Consider the following 17907-nt stretch of genomic DNA (forward strand, 5'->3'; position numbering starts at 1 on the left):
TGAAGACTTCTATTCATAAACGGTCATGTTATTTCCGCATACGTTGCCATACATTAGCGGCTACATCCACATATTTCAGCCAGTTTTTGCCGCCTTTAGCATCATCATGATATGTAGCATCATAGGATTGCAGTGTCCGATCTGTCGGTGTAGCAGGCGGCGTCTGTACCACATTTGCTACTTCTGAACGTTTGCTCTGCTCAGTGCTGCTTCGTTTCGTCTGAAACTTAGCCATCAATGTGGATGACACCTGTTTCGCTGCTTCCGTCACTTCGTTCAGCACTTCACCCAGATTCTGTACAGATTCCATAACGGGATCAATTTGTTTCATTTTGTGCTGCACATCCACTGTAATATCATTGGCATGCCTTACTGTCTGTTTGACTTCATAACTAAGCTCATCAATGGTCTTCTGAACTTCCTGCAGTGTCTGTGACACATTGTCGAGTGAACCTTGAGCGGACTTCAAGGTACGAATTAAAAAGAATACAAGTACTGCAAATGCAATTGCAATTAAAGCCACACTAATTTGATAGATCATAAAAGAACCTCACTTTCCAGTATAAATCGGTTTTGTTATTGCTTAGTTACCCGACCCATTCCGAGGCGAAACAAATAGGATATGAACTGTAAAAACAACCCCACCTGGTAAAATATCGCAATGTTTCAACCCGAAAGACCTCGGTTAAAGAACAACTACACACGGCAGTGAGACGAACACTTCTCGCTACCAAGTTCTATAAACGAAAGGATGATACCCATGTTGAAATGGTCGGTACTATTTCTAATTATTGCTCTTGTTGCAGGTATTTTTGGATTCTTCGGTATTGTTGAGGCAGCAGCTTCGATTGCCAAAGTACTCTTCTTCATCTTTGTTGTACTGTTCGTCATCTCCCTGATTACGGGACGCAGCCGAATGCGATAAATGGGGCTTCCCAAATATGAACTCGATACATACAAAAGCCTATCGCGCTTGCAAAAGCCGGTAGGCTTTTGTGCGTCCATCATCACTTTTTGGCAACAATTTTCCCCCAAGCAAATTGCGGCTTATCTCTATTATGTATTACGCTCCCTTCTGGTCTATTCCATCGCTTCACCCCGATTACATCATAAAAACAGGACCATTATGACATAGCCAACCCGGTTTTCTCCCACCGAAGTATGATATTTACAGGCTCTCCTTATACCCACATATGCTCCAGTTGACACTGGAGAATCCAAGAAAATATTGTTATAATTTGTGATTCATAAGTAAGCTTGCTTGGTTACTTTTAACACAGGACAACAAACTACATACCTAACCGAGGAGGAAAAACAAATGAAAAAAATTGTAAGTTTTGCCGCTGCTCTGACTTTGATGGGTTCCATGGCTGCTGCCGCAGGTGCTGAGGAAGCGGTTACCGGAACGGTAGCTCCAGAAACGGGAACACAGACAACCACAACAACCCCTGCTGTTGAAGTGAACAAACCTGCTGTAGACACTGTAGAAGGCACAGCTGAGACTGTAACTGGCACAACAGTAGACACAACAGGTACAGAAGGTACTTCAACGACTACTGAAACAACAACGTCAACAACGAATGACAAAATCTTTGATGAGCCTGTTGTAAAAGCAGGAGATGAGGTTCTGGTTCCTACGATGCTGCTCAACCTGTTGGAGCGCACATGGTTCTATGATGCACCTAATGGGAAGCCAATCGGTGCACTCGGGTCCCAAGTCATCGATACGACAGGTGAAGTTGTAGATGGATTCGATGGCGGTCAATGGGTACAAGTGTATACGTGGAAAGGTAAAGCCTGGATCCACGTTGCTATCCAATAGTATCGTATAATCGTTCTAACGATAAGTAAAGAGGACAGCTCGCAGGCAGCGGCCGTCCTCTTTTTCATTTTATATGCGCTTATTTCCGGTAGGTCCCTCCTGGTTTCAAGGACTTCCCGTTGTGCCTTCTTCCATCTTCGGCTCCACATGCACATGTACATGCATAATATTATGTGAACGTTTCAAGCGCTCTTCAACCCGGTCACAGATCTGATGACCTTCGATCAGGCTCAGTCTTCCATCCACTTCAATAACCACGTCCACCAGTACATGACTGCCGTGCACACGCGCCTTTACGTCCTTGATCATTTCTACACCAGGAACCCGAGCCACAGATGATCTTAGGTCTGTCAGTTCTTTCTGATCAAATCCGTCTGTCAGACGATGTGTTGAATCACGGAAAATCTCCCAAGCAGTCTTACAAATCAGCAGACCTACAGCTATTGCAGCTACTTTGTCCAACCAAGGAAGTCCAAATTGGGCACCGATAATTCCGACCGCAGCCCCTATGCTGACCCAGGCATCGGAACGATTATCTTTGGCCGCAGCCATCAGGGCCTGACTGTTAATTTGTTTGGCAAGACGATGATTGTAACGATATACGCCCAGCATGACCAGCGCACAGACAACCGCAACTGCTGCTGACCACAGGTTTGGTGCGACAAAGTTTCCTTCATACCAGGAACGAACCGCTTCAACCAATACCTGCAGGCCAACCATAGCCATAATAAATGAAGCAATTAGGGCAGCAACGGTTTCCGCTCTAAAGTGACCATAGGCATGATCGGAATCAGGTGGCTTCTGGGATATGCGAAGTCCAATCAATACCGCAACAGATGCAACAATATCTGTAAGGTTATTAAAACCATCCGCCAGTAAAGCGCTGGAAGCAAACAAATATCCGCAGATCAATTTAAAAGCAGACAAGACCAGATAGGCCACGATACTGACCCAAGCCCCACGCTCTCCTTTGCGTATTTCTTCATAGGCGTTCAACCCGGCGACACTCCTTTAACGTTTCGTATTACGGTTGTTCCATGGTACCAAATGCGTACCGTGTGGGTCTATAGAAACAGTGTTGCCAAGCTGCATTGCTGTAGGGAAGCCGAAACAAAGTTGCCAGACCGCAGGGCTGTAGGTGAAGAGAAAAAATGTTGGCCCAGTCAAAATAGTGAAGGAATTCATCATTTTATCAGGTTGCCCTTGTGGGGCATTTGTAAAACGTATAAAATGAGTACATCCCGTTCAATTTGGACGGCTTACTGTAAGACCGGGAGGGAATAACGATGAGCGATAATACTGAACCGAAAAAGATCAGTTTGCAGGATGCCATACGCCAGAAACTGGCGCAGAAGAAAGAACAGGCAAACACAGGTAACCAGTCCAGTGCCTATTTTGAAGGCGGCCCCAAAGCGATGAAGAGTCAAAACAACAAAAAGCCTAACAATCAGCGCCGCCGTACTGGCGGGTCCTAGACCGCAAGCAGCTCCTGTATGAGATGTCTCTATGGTTACAGGATCACCTTGTATGACCAAAAAAAGAACCGCAAGCCTCCTCTGGAGAGCTTGCGGTTCTTTTTTGATCCTCTATAAAAACGTAAACGTAGAGTTAGCCATGGTAACACTTCTCAATCTACACCGATTAGCTTATCTTAAGCCTCTACTGGGTACATTTTGTTGCGCAATTCTTTAATTTCGTCACTTTCCAGATACTCATCATAGCTCATTTGGCGATCAATAATGCCGTTTGGCGTGATTTCAATAATCCGGTTAGCGATGGTTTGAATGAACTGATGGTCATGCGATGTAAACAGCATGGTGCCGTCAAAGTCAATCATACCGTTGTTCAGTGCGGTAATGGACTCCAGATCCAAGTGGTTCGTTGGCTCATCCAGAATCAGGGCGTTAGCGCCTGTTTGCATCATTTTCGCCAGCATACAGCGAACTTTCTCGCCCCCGGAGAGTACACTTGCTTTTTTCAAAGATTCCTCGCCTGAGAACAGCATACGACCCAAGAATCCACGCAGGTACGTTTCATCCTGATCTTTGGAATATTGACGAAGCCAATCCACGAGACTCATATCTACACCGTCAAAATATTTGGAGTTGTCTTTCGGGAAATAAGCCTGTGTTGTGGTAATACCCCAAGTGTATTCGCCACTATCCGCTTCCGTTTCACCCATAAGGATATCAAACAACAATGATTTGGCATTACCGTTCGGGCCAACAAAGGCAATTTTATCCCCTTTATTCACCACAAAGCTGAGATCATTCAGCATGTTCACACCATCAATTGTTTTGTTGATACGGTCAACGGTCAACAATTGTTTACCCGCTTCACGCTCAGGTTTGAAGTTGATGAACGGATATTTCCGGTTTGATGGACGAAGATCATCCAACGTGATTTTGTCGAGCTGTTTCTTACGTGAAGTCGCTTGCTTCGATTTGGAAGCATTCGCAGAGAAACGTTGAATAAAGGCTTGCAGCTCTTTAATTTTCTCTTCTTTTTTCTTATTAGCATCACGTTGCAAAGCAAGTGCCAATTGGCTGGATTCATACCAGAAATCGTAGTTACCTACGTACAGCTGAATTTTACCGAAATCGATATCTGCAATGTGTGTACATACTTTGTTCAGGAAGTGACGGTCATGGGATACTACAATAACGGTACCTTCATAGTCCATGAGGAAGTTTTCCAGCCATTGAATGGATTCGAGGTCCAAGTGGTTGGTAGGCTCATCGAGCAACAGGTTGTTTGGACGACCAAACAAGGCTTGTGCAAGCAGGACACGAACTTTTTCGTTACCGCTCAGATCAACCATTTTCTTCTCATGCATGTCACGTTCGATACCGAGGCCGATCAGGAGTGCCGCTGCATCCGGCTCAGCATCCCAACCATTCAGTTCAGCAAACTCACCTTCAAGCTCACCTGCGCGCAAACCATCTTCTTCCGTAAAGTCCGCTTTGGCATACAATGCGTCCTTCTCTTTCATGATGGAATAAAGACGGCTGTGGCCCATAATTACGGTTTCGAGAACCGGATACTCATCATATTCAAAGTGGTTTTGCTTCAAAACGGCCATGCGTTCGCCCGGGGTGATGTGCACCTCTCCCGAGTTTGCTTCAATTTCACCGGACAAAATTTTCAGAAATGTTGATTTGCCGGCTCCGTTGGCGCCGATCAGACCGTAACAGTTGCCTGGCGTGAACTTGATATTCACATCTTCAAAAAGTGCACGTTTTCCGTAGCGGAGCGTGATGCCGCTTGTACTAATCATTAAGCATACCATCCTTTTATTTAATATTCTGCATACTGCATGAATAGCAACTAATTCAATCATGGATTCAATATCCCGAAGCCTATTCTGGCACCATATTATAACACAAAAAAGCGGCAAATTCGAAAATTGGCCGCTTTTTAATCGTTAAAGATTTGGTAAATGTACCGTTCATGCGGGTATACCCTTACATTAGCATATCTAGACCATTTTTGTTAGTCTTGTTTACTTTCTTCGTGCCGGATACGGAGCGTCTCACCATGTCCCAGTACCCGAATACGTTCTGCGCTGATCCCCAGCCGTTCTCGTTCCACTTCCATTCGATCGAGCGCTTCCTTGGGTGTGTCATCCGCTAGCTTAAATGTCCCATAATGCATGGGAACCATAAGCTGGGAACCCGTTTCTACAAATCCCTGCAGCGCTTCTTCCGGCGTCACATGCTGGGAGGTCATGAACCATTCCGGCTCGTACGCACCGATTGGCATCAGGGTGACACCAATGTCGAAGCGTTCACCGATCATTTTGAATCCCTGGAAGTATCCTGTATCCCCTACAAAATAAATGACTGGCGGACCGCCAGGAGAATGATCAGCCGATGTCTCTATTGGATCAACCGTACCTGCTGCTCGGGAATTTTCATAACCATGGCCTTCGCTCGTCGCAGCACTCTCTTTAGACGGAACAACTGCCGGGTGATTCTGTTCCAATACATAACCGCCCCAATGGGACGTATTAGTATCAAATAGGGTTCGGCGCGTCCAGTGCTGTGCAGGTACAAAGGTTATTTTGACTCCGCCTAGCGTAATATGTTCCCACCATTTCATCTCATGACACCGGTGGAATCCTTTGCGCACCATTTTGCGCTTGAGACCATCAGGAACGATGAGCAGTGTCTTGGCCGTCACCAATTTCCGCAGCGATGCGAGATGCAAATGATCATAGTGTGAATGCGAGATCAGAATGACATCCAAAGGTGGAATATCCTGAATTGGTATGCCAGGAGCACCGAGTCTGCGCTGAAATCCCATTTTCTCGGCCCAGACCGGGTCTGTCACGATGTTTAGTCCATGATATTGAATGAAAAATGTGGAATGACCAATCCAGGTAATCGTGGTTTCAGCCCGGTTGGCGTGCAGATAATCCAGTTCAGGTGGGTGCTTGGGCACGGTGTAGGAATAATCCTTCACTTTGCTGCGCCGCTGCTCCCTCCACTGCTTGAATTCCTTCAGCGTTTTGTCCGTACTTACATTATCAATGTTGTTATAACGGATTTTCGGCATGAAAGGGCCCTCCTCCCCTCCTCGTATCTTAACAAAAGATTACCCCGAATTGGAAAGTACGTACCAACGAATCAATCCTTTGGATTTTTGCATTTCGCCAAGTAGACGAACAAAAACGCAATTGCAGCCACGATGATCAGTGGTGGGGCGTACATAATGGTAAAGGTCTCAAAAAAACTTAATCCCGTTATCCCGGGAATCCCCGTCACTCCCGCGTCAGAGCTGAGAAGAAACTGTGGAAGCATGATGAACAGTATGTTGGGAAGCATGAACGGACTCATCCTTTCTTTTTGCCAGCATTACCTCGCACATAATTGGCATCAAACAGAAACAGCTTCATAATGAGCACGAGTGAAGGAATAAGCACTAGCAATCCCAGGCTGAACGCCGTAATGAGCGCAATACCCATCGTCTTGTTCGTAAAGCTGTCGTAAATATTAATGTACGGATACAGAATGTAAGGAAGATGTGAGCGCCCATAGCCGTACCAAGCAAAGGCAAACTGCAGCATGACGGCGATAAAGCACCAGCCCAAATATTTACGTTTCCATACCAGTGAGACGGCGATCACAAAACAGATAAAAGATGCGATAAACATCCATGAGATATTCAACATCTGCTCAAAGTGTGCGGGATTCTGTTTGTTAATTTGCAAAAATGCCAGAAAGCTGGCAAAGATCGTAGGCAGACTCCATAGGAGCGCATATTCGCGAAGGACTTCAAACGCAGTCTCATCCTCCGCCCGCTTGGCATAATAGGAAAGAAACATCGCTGAGATATACAGCACACTTACCAGCGCAAGCAATACAACAGACCAGGTATACGGATTCGTCAAAAACTCACGCCAGCGGAAAAATACTTGATCACCCACCTGCTCAATAATTCCACCTTCGGATATCGCCAAAATGGTGGAAAACACCGCCGGGATCAGCAATCCCGTCGCTCCGTACAACGCCATATAGATCCGGCTGTTCTGCCCATGGTTCCCATAGGTATTATAGGCGTAGTACACGCCCCGAATCGCAAGCAGTACAATCGCTAATGAACCTGGAACAAGCAAGGCTGTCCCGTAATAAAAAGCACTATCCGGATAAAATCCGACCAGACCAACCACAAAAAAGATCAGAAACACATTCGTCACTTCCCACACGGGTGAGAGATAGCGCTGAATAATGTTATGGATTTTGTTCTCGTGTCCGGTTAATATGCTGTAAAAGCTGAAAAATCCGGCCCCAAAATCAATCGAAGCCACGATCAGATATCCAAACAGAAACGTCCACAAGATCGCGATGCCTGCAATTTCAAAGCTCAATGCACGATCCCTCCTTCCAGACCGAGAGACTCCAGTTCCTTCTCTGCTTCCTTGTTACGGAACAGCTTGCTGAGTACCCGTATCGCTGAAAAGCAAAGGATCAGGTACAGCAGAATAAATAGAACGAGCATCCAGCCTACGGAGGATGATGTTGTTGCTGCTTCCGACACCTTCATGTACCCGCGCAAAATCCATGGCTGTCTGCCGACCTCGGCGAACATCCAGCCCAGCTCGATGGCAATCATGGCCAGCGGCCCAAGCAGGACGATGCCTAACAAGAGCCACTTTGGATAAGGCTTGCGCCCCGGCAGCCAGCGGCGGAACACATAAAGCACCGGGATTAGCAGAATGATCACGCCTGTCGTTACTTTCAGGTCAAACATATAATGAATGGACAACGGCGGCCTCAGATCGGCCGGAAATTCTTCGAGCCCTTTCACTTCTGTGTCGGGTCTGTTTCCTGCCAATATGCTAAGTGCATAGGGAATCTCAATGGCATATTTCACTTCATTGTTCTCATCAAGAATACCCCCATAAACCAGCGGCGCTTTCGTCATCGTTTTGAAATGCCACTCTGCGGCGGCGAGCTTCTCCGGCTGGTATTTCGCTAGAAATTTACCGGAAGAATCTCCGATCATGACGGTGCTGACCGCAAATACGAGCGCACATACCGTTGTGAGCTTAAGTGCCTTTTTGTAATACACATGATCCCGACCCCGAAGCAAGCTGAATGCGGCGATGCCTGCCAATATCCCCGCACTCAATGTGTATGACGAGGCGAGCACGTGAGATACCTTGGTCGGGGTAGCCGGATTCAGCATCGCAGCAATCGGGTGGATGTCCTTCATGATGCCGTTAATCAGGGTAAACCCCTGAGGCTGATTCATAAAGGAATTCACCGTTGTAATGAATATCGCAGAGGCAGAGGAACCCAGTGCCACCGGAATCAGCAGCAGCATGTGCGTATATTTCTTTTTGAATCGGTCCCATGTATAAAGGTAGATTCCAAGAAAGATCGCCTCCACAAAAAAGGCGAACGTCTCCATAAACAGCGGCAAGGCAATGGCCTGCCCCGCTACTCGCATAAACATTGGCCACAGCAGGCTGAGCTGTAAACCGATTGAGGTGCCGGTAACCACACCAACGGCAACGGTAATGACGAACCCCCGCGCCCATCTGCGCGCGAGCAAGGTGTAATGGATATCATTCGTGCGCAATCCGCGCCATTCAGCCAAGGCGATCATGAGTGGGACGCCTACACCGATGGAAGCAAAAATGATGTGCACAAACAGGGTAAGACCGGTCAGCATCCGGCTGAGCAGAACAGGGTCCAGGGATGACATGGGGTTACACTCCTCTTTCACATAATCGTATGTACGACTTCATACCGCCTGTGTGACGATACGCCTCAATAACTCATGATCCGGATAATACTTTTGACAACGGCATACAGCACGATCACGGCTGCGACCAGGCAGACGATAATAAGGGTTTTCTCTTGTTTACGGAACATAGACCTGCCGTCCTCCTTTTGCATGGCATGCAAATTATGGCTCTATAGACAGTTTGCAAAAGAAGTTGTTTTTTTATCCGGGAAATTTTGAAAAACAAAAAAAGCCTTTATCTAATTAAGGATGAAAACATCCTACTAGATAAAGGCTTCACTTGTTTTACAAGAGTTCGTCCTGCTTGGGCAATCGAACCTTGAACGTACTTCCTTTGTGCGACGCGGATATAAAGGTAAGCGTTCCCTGGTGGTCCTCTACAATTTTGCGCGAAATGTAAAGCCCCAGTCCAGTCCCGCCAATCTGACGATGATCCGAATTGTCCACACGGTAAAACTTCGTAAACAACATGTCCTGCACATTCTCGGGAATACCTATTCCATAATCACGCACGTCGATGCATAACCATTCTTCTTCTTCCCACAACGTAATATCGATTCGATCTGCTCCAGGTGAGTACTTGACCGCATTACCAATCAGGTTATGTAACACCTGAATCATCCGGTTCTGGTCCGCATAAGCAAAAAAGTCTCCATTAAACGCATGCACATGGATACGCTGAATGGATGTCATGTTCCATTGCTCAGCTACACCTTCAACCACCTCAAGCAGCGGCACATACGTCATGTGGTAGGTCATACCTTCGTTATCCAGACGTTGAATATCAAGTACATCATCCAGCAGACTGCTCAGTCGTGCGCCTTCCGAAGAGATGGTTTCCATGAACTCCTGACGCTGCGAAGCGGGGAGATCATACATCATCATCAGTTCCACATAGCCCATAATGGTCGCAACAGGGGTTCGAAGCTCATGTGAGACCACGCTGATCAGTTCGTTTTTCATCCGATTCAGGCGTTCTTCCTCCGTACGATCGCGGAACACCAGAAGAAATCCATGATTTTTGCCCGGAACATCCATTTGCTTCATGTACAGGGAAAATACACTCTTATCCACATCATTAAATATAAATTCAGTCTCAACAAAGGCCCGTTCACCGTTCAAAAATGCGCGCGTCTGCTCCACCAGATTGAATTCAGAGGTTAATATCCGCGTATCAATGGCCTTAGCCAAGTCTTCAATGGATCTGCCCGAAAAATCTCGGAGACCAAACATTTCTTCAATCCTTCTGTTCACTATCGTGATGGTGCCCGAACGATCAGACATGACCAGTCCTTCCCGTGCAGATTCAATGAAATGCTGGCTAATATCCCGCTGTTCCTGAATGGCGACTTTTTCATGAAATAGCTCCGCATTCAGCTTTTCCAGAGCCAGCGCATGACGTACGCGTTCTTCTTCAGCCCTTGTGCGCTCCGTAATATCCTTAATAAACAAGTTATAAAGCGATTCGTTATTGCCCAATTGGATTTCTACGATCTTGTATTCAATCGGAAAAACGGAACCGTCCCGGCGAATACCTGAAATCTCTTCGACGATGACATGTCGTTTCCCCCGAATATACTCACATTGGTTCAGCATTTCCTTGATTTCCATACAGCTCGCACCCTGAAAAAGGGATGGAGCATCCTTCTCGAATACCACTTCTGCCCGTTCCAGTCCAAACATTCTTTCGGCTTCGGGATTAAATTCGATAATCAGCCCGTTTGAATCCACAGCAATAATGGCATCAATAGAAGAATCAATAATGGCGCGTTTGATCTCCTCACTATTCTTCAGCTCCTTGGTCCGCTCTCTGACCCTGTCCTCCAGGGTGAGCTTGTCCTGACGAATCTGTTCGAATTGTCCCAGGAGCACATCAGCCATCTTGCGCAAATTGCCAATCAGTATCTGTACTTCTGTTACATGGCTGGTTGGCCATTCCATCTCCCCATTACGAAATAACAGCCTCGGAAGAGAGCCAGTCATACGTGTAAGACGCTTCAATGGACTTACCACTTTCCGGCTGAGAGGAGCGGCCACAATCATGGAAACCACAAAAATAGCGAATAGAGATTGAAGTGTAGTCAGATAGATCGCCTCAATCCGAGTGTAATAATGGGCTGAGTTGGTCTCAACAAATACTCGATAAGGCGTACTTGTGGTCATATCTGCTTCGTACATGAACGATGCCTGTTTCCAGTAAGTAAGCACATCGCTATAATAAGCATCCCCAGAATGGAACAGTATGCTGTTCTCCCCCGGCTTGAGAAAACGATATTTGTCGATATCCAGGTATTCTCCCACTTGGAACGTATCCAGCCCAGAAGCAATGACCTTATCATCGGGGTCAAGAATGATGACATTCACATCCAGTAGATGATAATAACGCTGCATACTTTGATGCATGTTCTCTTGGGATAGATATTGATCATTTAAATCCTTGATCACAGCATTCGCAGCATGTTTTAGATTAGATAGGATGGTGTCATTGATCTGACCTAGCTGTCTGCGGCTATCGGCCGATAACAGAACAAGAGAGACAACGACTACAAAAGCTACGACGTATTTAAAAGCAATTCGTCTGAGCGGAATGGTTCCAGTTCGTTTTGACTTCACCTCGCCAGTGGTAATCCAGAAATCCACGACAATACCTGCAATCAGCGCATTAACCATGCTGGTCACAGCGACATGCATATATCCATACTTCAATTCTTCTAGATCCATGCCCATTATGAAATATCCGTAAAAGGTAACTGGCAATAACATCACAACCCAGAATGCAGCATTCGCCTTCATGATGCTTCCATTTTTCCAGCGTATCTGCCATCCCAGCATCCAGATTAATTCAATGAAATGAGCGCCAATCATAAAAAAACTGCTAGGGACCAGACCTTCAAATAATATCCCCAAGGCACAGATCGCTATTAGGGTGGTGAATCCGTATATGGCTCCGTGTAAACGCAAAGCAATAAAAGCTGCCGCTGTACCGAACAATAGCTGTACCCCGTAAAAAAGAGTCAACGGAAATATCGTTCCCAGCGTACCCAGGATAATAAGTATGGCCGTACCCAGCCACGGAATACGGAGTTTAATTACCATCCACTCCAACACCTTATTTACCTTTATGTAGTTCATAGGTAGCTGCCCTTGTGACTGATTACTGTGTTTGCATTCAACAACAACGTTGGTACCTCCTATGGATTAAAGCTCGCAAGATCTACTTTATTTCCCTCAAACCGTTCTGATACATTATACTGTAATAACTACTCGATGTAGCTTTGGGAAATTTTGAATGATCGGCAAATGAGCTGCATTCATGGTAAAATACTGAAGTTTGGCTTCAACTCTATAGAACTTTCTACATATGCATCCTATATTCTGGAATACAAACATTAAAAATTTTGCAGCATTTCCACACAAATTACGACATTTTTTTTAGAAGTTTCTTAACAAATTCATTTCATCAGGAGTGTGACCTCAATGTCTATCAAAGTTCTTCTTATAGAGGATGAGAAAAATCTGGCCGACATGATTGCTTTCTTTCTTGAGGAGGAGGGTTACATAACTGAACGGGTTCATCATGCACGCGAAGCACTTCATCTTTTCCCACGATTCCTGCCCGATATTGTAGTGACTGACTTGATGCTGCCTGAAACAGACGGTAATGATCTGGTTGATGCGTTTCGCCAGCACTCAACTGTACCCATATTGATGATCTCGGCCAGCACCATGCTGAATGATCGGCTCCGAGCGTTACATAATGGTGCGGATGATTTTCTATGTAAACCCTTTAGTCTGAAAGAGCTTGATGCGCGGATTAAGGCATTATTGCGCAGATCAGCTATCTCCTACCCGGACAAGCCCATAAAAGAGGACAAACCTGCTGAAGTTGTCGGACATGTCAGTGTCAATGAGTACAGAAGAACCTTGTTTGTGGATGGCATTGAAATTGAGGTCACTCATATTGAGTTTGAAATTATGAAGGAGTTGTACCGGAATCCCGGCAAAGTGTTCACCCGCAATGAACTTATGGATCGAATTAAAGGCTCAGAAAGGGCCTATTTGGACCGTACAATCGATGTGCACATCTCCAGTCTGCGTAAAAAAATTGAACCCGACCCCAAAAATCCACGGTATATCAAGACGGTTTGGGGAACGGGATATAAATACGTCATTTAGTACAAGCCGAAATGAAATAATGGCTCATGTCCTCTCTCTGTCATCGTCTGATCGACTGGGTTGAGGGCTGAGCTGTTTTTGTTCTGTATGCAAAAGAATGCAGCCACCGCTGGATTTCCATGATCAACCGCTCTGGTTCTTCCTCTTGCCAGAGGATCATCTTTATCAGACCCGTACCCGTAATAAGCTGCAAATGGCGCTTGCGAATCAACGATTGGAAATCCGTAATCACCAGTAAAGGAATCTGAGGCATAAATGCCCGAATGGCATTGGCTGCTGATACGGCTTGCGCGGCGTCCTGATAGTCCACAATACAACAGTGAGCTTTGCCCCATTCCGCCTCCTCTTTGCTTTCCGTGTTCTTTTCTTTCTTCACTACGGACTCCCTCTGCTCATCTGTTATCCACTCATTCAACAATTCAATCATATTGTCATAATCAATACCACGACTTCCGTCCGAAAGTACGGTAATGGGTTCCATAGCAATAACCTCCAGTTCATTCTCTCTTCTTATTGTGCCAATCTTCATTTAAAAATGTTCGTGTGTGAACATAAAAGAAGTGTTAACTATCTTCGTACTTCTTCACAAACTGTGTAAGGTTCATTAGCCAGTTCGCAGTTTGCTGCAATTCATGTAAAATAGGGATATGCCCGTGCTCATTGCGGGAACTTTAAGAATGAATCCGGTACAGGAGGTTATGAACCGATGAATATTGTTTCCATTGAACCAACACCCAGTCCCAATACGATGATGCTGCATCTGGATGAACGTCTGGAAGACGGGATCCGCAGAACATATACACTGGATAACGAACGATCTGCTCCGGCGTTTATTCGCCAGATGCTTCATATTCCCGGAGTAAAAAGTGTATTCCACACAACCGACTTCGTAGCGCTTGACCGTAAGGGAAATGCGGATTGGTCCGTCATTCTTGGCGAAGTTCAAAGCCGTCTGGGCCAACAGGGAATTGATCTGGACTGGATTGAATCTGAAGATGCCTCTGGTGAACACTTCGGTGAAGCACAGGTATTCGTTCAATTCTTCAGAGGTGTGCCGATGCAAATTCGGGTCAAAGCCGGTGCCAAGGAAGAGCGTATCTCGCTCTCGGATCGGTTCGTCAAAGCCGTCACTGAAGTCGCCAGTGCAACGCTGATCAAGGAACGGAAACTGAGTGATTATGGCGTCCGCTACGGGGAATTGCCTGATATTGCACGGGAAATTGAACAGGAGCTGGAAGCAGCCTATCCGCCAGAGCGTCTGGAACGCGTAATTCAACAAGCCATTGAGCACGGCACCAATGCCGAAGAGTTCGTGGAACGTCGCCGTCAGCTGGATGGTACCGAGCTTGAAGAAGCTCTGCATCATGAGGACTGGAATGTTCGATACGCTGCATTTGATGGTATGGAGCCTACAGCAGAACGACTGCCACTCGTAGCCCATGCACTTCATGACAGTAAAATGCAGATACGCCGGCTGGCTGTTGTATATCTCGGTGATATTCGTACACCTGAAGCGATGGAACTGCTATACGAAGCTCTGCAAGACAGTTCGCCTGCTGTACGTCGGACTGCGGGAGACACCCTCTCGGATATCGGTGATCCAGCAGCAACGGCAGCCATGACAGCTACGTTATCCGACAAAAGCAAGCTTGTACGCTGGCGTGCGGCCCGCTTCCTGTATGAAGTGGGAACCGAAGAAGCAGAGCAAGCTCTGCGAAAGGCAGCCAATGACCCTGAGTTTGAAGTCAGCCTGCAAGCCAAAATGGCACTGGAACGGATTGAATCCGGCGAACAGGCAGCCGGAACTGTATGGCAACAGATGGCCGGGCGTAACAAGACGTCGGAATAGTCCTTTCGATTCATATCCAACAATTGTTATTGCACTGGAATACCATGGGGGTTATACTGGTTGTCTGTTTGCTAAACAGAACACGAAGTGTTACGTTCTGTGATTTATAATTTCATAGACAATAGATACACCTCATCCATGATGATGAGGTAGAGGTCGCGGGTGCGATCAGTACGCTGAAGGAGGCGCTAAGGAGCCGCTTATGAATTCAGCCGAAAGGTGCACCCGCCGAAGCCCACAGGACGGTTCCTTACGTTGTCCAGTGCGGCTGGGGCTGTTGCCGAAAGGTGCAGAACTGTCACAGATGTATGATGCCTTCCCCGGAGGGTATGATTTCTTCTGTGTTGAGCTATCTTAAACATTTGGGACGAGGTGCGGACGATTGATAATAAAGACCGCAGGCTAATGCCTGCGGTCTTTTATGTTATGTTCCATTGTTCGGATCCCATTAGTACGCTGAAAGAAGGAGTGTTTCCATGCAAGACCGCAACAACCAAACTACAACAGGACCTACCCTGAAAAAAGGATTACGCGCACGGCATATGACCATGATTGCACTCGGCGGATCCATTGGTACAGGGCTGTTCCTCGCAAGCGGCACCGCGATTTCCAATGCAGGCCCCGGCGGTGCATTGATTGCTTACGCTGCCGTTGGCATCATGGTCTTCTTTCTTATGACCAGTCTCGGAGAACTGGCTACCTTCATGCCCGACTCCGGTTCATTCAATACGTATGCGGCCCGCTTTGTCGATCCGGCCCTTGGGTTCGCCATGGGCTGGAACTTCTGGTACAACTGGGCGGTCACCATTGCGGCAGAGCTCGCCGCCGCAACCGTACTCATCAAATACTGGTTCCCTGACAGTTCGTCCATGTTGTGGAGTCTGTTATTTCTCGTATTAATCTTTGCCCTGAATGTGTTGTCCGTTAAAGGCTATGGAGAGTCGGAATACTGGTTCGCCATTATCAAAGTCGCTACAGTAATCATCTTCCTTACCGTTGGTGTGCTCATGATCTTCGGCATTATCGGCGGAGAAGCGGTTGGATTCAGCAACTTTACCGTGGGAGACGCACCATTCCATGGCGGATTCTTTGCGGTTCTCGGTGTATTTATGGCTGCAGGGTTCTCTTTCCAGGGAACGGAGCTCATTGGTGTCGCAGCCGGTGAGAGCGAAAATCCGCGTGAAAATGTCCCTCGTGCTATTCGGCAAGTGTTCTGGCGCATTCTGATTTTTTACATTCTGGCGATTACAGTCATCAGTCTGATTATTCCTTACACACATCCGAATCTGCTCAAAGGGGATCTGAAAAATATCGGAGTCAGTCCGTTTACGCTTGTCTTTGAAAAAGCGGGTCTGGCCATTGCTGCTTCCGTCATGAATGCTGTTATTCTGACCTCTGTACTGTCTGCCGGGAATTCGGGCATGTATGCTTCAAGTCGCGTTCTGTATGCTCTCGCCCGCGATGGCAAAGCGCCTCGCTTCCTCGGTCGGCTGAACAAAAAGGGCATTCCAATGAATGCCCTGCTCTTGACTACAGCGGTGGGTATGCTGGCTTTTCTAGCCTCCCTTTTCGGTGATGGTATTGTATATACCTGGCTGCTGAATGCGTCCGGTATGTGTGGCTTTATCACCTGGCTCGGTATTGCCATCAGCCATTATCGCTTCCGCCGTGCGTATGTGGCCCAAGGCCGGGATTTAAACGATCTGCCCTACCGTGCACGCTGGTTCCCATTCGGTCCAATCTTCGCTTTTGTGTTATGTATCATCGTCATTATTGGACAGAACTATCAGGCGTTTACGGGCGATCAGATCGATTGGAGTGGAGCCCTTGTCGCTTACTTGAGCGTTCCACTGTTTCTGATCTTATGGTTGGGTTATAAATTCATCAAGAAAACAAAAGTCGTACCACTACAGGATTGTGATTTTACCACATCATCAGAATGATTATCCCCAAATAATGATATCGATCAACATTGGGTTACTCCATGTATATAAACAGGCAGCTTTTTCTTTCTATGAAAGAAAAAGCTGCCTGTTTGATTTGTCCAGGTTTTGTATATGTCCCTATGTTTACAATAGAACAGTTAATCTATTTTGACAAAAGGGGTCCATGTACGATGAAATTATTTTTTTCCATGCTTGTTGTTCTGGGGATCTTACTTCTTTTCTTGCCTCTTCTGCAGGAAAAGTATTTTGACTGGCAGCAAGCCAAAGTTATGGATGAGCTGAAACAGCTACAACTCGACCTAACTAAAATCAATGAATCTTTTGAACAAGCCAGACAGGATCCTGCCTCAATCGATGATGATACCGAAGACAAAGAACAGGAAAGTTATCCTCATGCACTGGGGGTTATTACAATTGATGAGATTGATGTGCAACTGCCCATTCTGGAGGATGCAACTGAAAGCAATATGAAGGTTGCAGCAACGCATCTTGTGGAGACGGCCCGCATCGGGACTGAAGGAAATGCAGCGATTGCCGCTCATCGTGCTCACAAAAAAGGACGCCTGTTCAACCGAATGGGAGAATTGGAGATTGGTGATTGGATTAAAGTCACTCTGGCAGATCAGACCCATATCCAATACAAAGTGGATCAGATATCCGTTGTGGAGCCTACGGACTTGTCCGTACTTGAGGACCCGCATCTGGGACAGGTGCTTACCTTGATTACGTGTGATCCATTAGTCAATCCAACACATCGGCTGATTATAAGAGCCGTCCAAGTGACTTCAGAGGTTGCTCAGCGTGACCTGCCTTAACCATGCTGTTCAAACTAAAAACACCCCTGGCATGCGCGCGGTGAT

Annotated in this window: 16 protein-coding genes and 1 riboswitch; of the genes, 7 read left to right on the top strand and 9 right to left on the bottom strand. The window is 46.5% G+C overall.

Features of this window, described 5'->3' with window-relative positions:
- Positions 1–28: 28 nt before the first annotated feature.
- Positions 29–541, bottom strand: a complete 513-nt coding sequence (locus MKY42_RS27810; protein WP_090904716.1) for a DUF948 domain-containing protein — start codon at positions 539–541, stop codon at positions 29–31.
- A 219-nt stretch (positions 542–760) separates the two neighbouring features.
- Between MKY42_RS27810 and MKY42_RS27815 the strand changes: the two genes are divergently transcribed.
- Positions 761–925 (top strand): DUF1328 domain-containing protein, encoded by a 165-nt coding sequence (locus MKY42_RS27815; protein ID WP_017692264.1) that lies wholly within the window; start codon positions 761–763, stop codon positions 923–925.
- 393 nt (positions 926–1318) lie between these two features.
- Positions 1319–1822, top strand: a complete 504-nt coding sequence (locus tag MKY42_RS27820; protein ID WP_090904715.1) for a hypothetical protein — start codon at positions 1319–1321, stop codon at positions 1820–1822.
- 105 nt (positions 1823–1927) lie between these two features.
- On the opposite strand, the gene MKY42_RS27825 is transcribed toward MKY42_RS27820, so the two are convergent.
- Entirely contained in the window at positions 1928–2818 is an 891-nt protein-coding gene (locus MKY42_RS27825; protein ID WP_090904714.1) for a cation diffusion facilitator family transporter, read from the bottom strand.
- 290 nt (positions 2819–3108) lie between these two features.
- On the opposite strand from MKY42_RS27825, the gene MKY42_RS27830 reads away from it, so the two are divergent.
- Positions 3109–3297 carry a hypothetical protein gene (locus MKY42_RS27830; RefSeq protein WP_062325854.1) on the top strand — a complete coding sequence of 63 codons (189 nt, stop codon included), beginning with the start codon at positions 3109–3111 and terminating at the stop codon, positions 3295–3297.
- Positions 3298–3473: 176 nt separating this feature from the next.
- Here MKY42_RS27830 and MKY42_RS27835 read toward each other — a convergent pair whose 3' ends face one another.
- The 6 genes from MKY42_RS27835 to MKY42_RS27860 all read right to left on the bottom strand — a co-directional run bounded on the left by MKY42_RS27835 (position 3474) and on the right by MKY42_RS27860 (position 12172).
- Entirely contained in the window at positions 3474–5099 is a 1626-nt protein-coding gene (locus MKY42_RS27835; RefSeq protein WP_090904713.1) for an ATP-binding cassette domain-containing protein, read from the bottom strand.
- A gap of 215 nt (positions 5100–5314) precedes the next feature.
- Positions 5315–6379 (bottom strand): MBL fold metallo-hydrolase, encoded by a 1065-nt coding sequence (locus tag MKY42_RS27840; RefSeq protein ID WP_339846287.1) that lies wholly within the window; start codon positions 6377–6379, stop codon positions 5315–5317.
- A 71-nt stretch (positions 6380–6450) separates the two neighbouring features.
- Complete coding sequence (locus tag MKY42_RS27845) at positions 6451–6648, bottom strand: hypothetical protein (protein WP_339846289.1); 198 nt, start codon at positions 6646–6648, stop codon at positions 6451–6453.
- A gap of 8 nt (positions 6649–6656) precedes the next feature.
- Entirely contained in the window at positions 6657–7691 is a 1035-nt protein-coding gene (locus MKY42_RS27850) for a cytochrome d ubiquinol oxidase subunit II (protein WP_076291252.1), read from the bottom strand.
- Positions 7688–9034: a cytochrome ubiquinol oxidase subunit I gene (locus MKY42_RS27855; protein ID WP_076291251.1), complete on the bottom strand. Its 1347-nt coding sequence runs from the start codon at positions 9032–9034 to the stop codon at positions 7688–7690. The genes MKY42_RS27850 and MKY42_RS27855 overlap by 4 nt, the downstream gene beginning before the upstream one ends.
- 327 nt (positions 9035–9361) lie before the next feature.
- Positions 9362–12172 (bottom strand): ATP-binding protein, encoded by a 2811-nt coding sequence (locus MKY42_RS27860; protein WP_339846294.1) that lies wholly within the window; start codon positions 12170–12172, stop codon positions 9362–9364.
- A gap of 381 nt (positions 12173–12553) precedes the next feature.
- On the opposite strand from MKY42_RS27860, the gene MKY42_RS27865 reads away from it, so the two are divergent.
- Positions 12554–13252: a response regulator transcription factor gene (locus tag MKY42_RS27865; RefSeq protein ID WP_090904709.1), complete on the top strand. Its 699-nt coding sequence runs from the start codon at positions 12554–12556 to the stop codon at positions 13250–13252.
- Between the two features lie 40 nt (positions 13253–13292).
- Here MKY42_RS27865 and MKY42_RS27870 read toward each other — a convergent pair whose 3' ends face one another.
- Positions 13293–13733, bottom strand: a complete 441-nt coding sequence (locus MKY42_RS27870; protein ID WP_090904708.1) for a hypothetical protein — start codon at positions 13731–13733, stop codon at positions 13293–13295.
- A gap of 225 nt (positions 13734–13958) precedes the next feature.
- On the opposite strand from MKY42_RS27870, the gene MKY42_RS27875 reads away from it, so the two are divergent.
- The 3 genes from MKY42_RS27875 to MKY42_RS27885 all read left to right on the top strand — a co-directional run bounded on the left by MKY42_RS27875 (position 13959) and on the right by MKY42_RS27885 (position 17862).
- Positions 13959–15101 (top strand): virulence factor, encoded by a 1143-nt coding sequence (locus MKY42_RS27875; RefSeq protein WP_179262993.1) that lies wholly within the window; start codon positions 13959–13961, stop codon positions 15099–15101.
- A gap of 142 nt (positions 15102–15243) precedes the next feature.
- A riboswitch (Lysine riboswitch) is annotated at positions 15244–15461 on the top strand.
- Between the two features lie 116 nt (positions 15462–15577).
- The gene (locus MKY42_RS27880) at positions 15578–17044 is read left to right on the top strand and encodes an amino acid permease (RefSeq protein WP_090904706.1); all 1467 of its coding nucleotides are present in this window, start codon (positions 15578–15580) and stop codon (positions 17042–17044) included.
- A gap of 173 nt (positions 17045–17217) precedes the next feature.
- Positions 17218–17862, top strand: a complete 645-nt coding sequence (locus MKY42_RS27885) for a class D sortase (RefSeq protein WP_177185910.1) — start codon at positions 17218–17220, stop codon at positions 17860–17862.
- The last annotated feature ends 45 nt before the right edge of the window (positions 17863–17907 follow it).

This window comes from Paenibacillus sp. FSL W7-1088, from assembly GCF_037969855.1.
GTDB lineage: Bacteria > Bacillota > Bacilli > Paenibacillales > Paenibacillaceae > Paenibacillus.

What these genes read in the sequence shown, in the direction of transcription:
- MKY42_RS27840 (WP_339846287.1), bottom strand. Translation starts at nt 6,379, where the DNA reads ATGCCGAAAATCCGTTATAACAACATTGATAATGTAAGTACGGACAAA.
- MKY42_RS27810 (WP_090904716.1), bottom strand. Translation starts at nt 541, where the DNA reads ATGATCTATCAAATTAGTGTGGCTTTAATTGCAATTGCATTTGCAGTA.
- MKY42_RS27860 (WP_339846294.1), bottom strand. Translation starts at nt 12,172, where the DNA reads ATGGTAATTAAACTCCGTATTCCGTGGCTGGGTACGGCCATACTTATT.
- MKY42_RS27855 (WP_076291251.1), bottom strand. Translation starts at nt 9,034, where the DNA reads ATGTCATCCCTGGACCCTGTTCTGCTCAGCCGGATGCTGACCGGTCTT.
- MKY42_RS27870 (WP_090904708.1), bottom strand. Translation starts at nt 13,733, where the DNA reads ATGGAACCCATTACCGTACTTTCGGACGGAAGTCGTGGTATTGATTAT.
- MKY42_RS27845 (WP_339846289.1), bottom strand. Translation starts at nt 6,648, where the DNA reads ATGCTTCCCAACATACTGTTCATCATGCTTCCACAGTTTCTTCTCAGC.
- MKY42_RS27830 (WP_062325854.1), top strand. Translation starts at nt 3,109, where the DNA reads ATGAGCGATAATACTGAACCGAAAAAGATCAGTTTGCAGGATGCCATA.
- MKY42_RS27880 (WP_090904706.1), top strand. Translation starts at nt 15,578, where the DNA reads ATGCAAGACCGCAACAACCAAACTACAACAGGACCTACCCTGAAAAAA.
- MKY42_RS27820 (WP_090904715.1), top strand. Translation starts at nt 1,319, where the DNA reads ATGAAAAAAATTGTAAGTTTTGCCGCTGCTCTGACTTTGATGGGTTCC.
- MKY42_RS27875 (WP_179262993.1), top strand. Translation starts at nt 13,959, where the DNA reads ATGAATATTGTTTCCATTGAACCAACACCCAGTCCCAATACGATGATG.
- MKY42_RS27885 (WP_177185910.1), top strand. Translation starts at nt 17,218, where the DNA reads ATGAAATTATTTTTTTCCATGCTTGTTGTTCTGGGGATCTTACTTCTT.
- MKY42_RS27815 (WP_017692264.1), top strand. Translation starts at nt 761, where the DNA reads ATGTTGAAATGGTCGGTACTATTTCTAATTATTGCTCTTGTTGCAGGT.
- MKY42_RS27835 (WP_090904713.1), bottom strand. Translation starts at nt 5,099, where the DNA reads ATGATTAGTACAAGCGGCATCACGCTCCGCTACGGAAAACGTGCACTT.
- MKY42_RS27865 (WP_090904709.1), top strand. Translation starts at nt 12,554, where the DNA reads ATGTCTATCAAAGTTCTTCTTATAGAGGATGAGAAAAATCTGGCCGAC.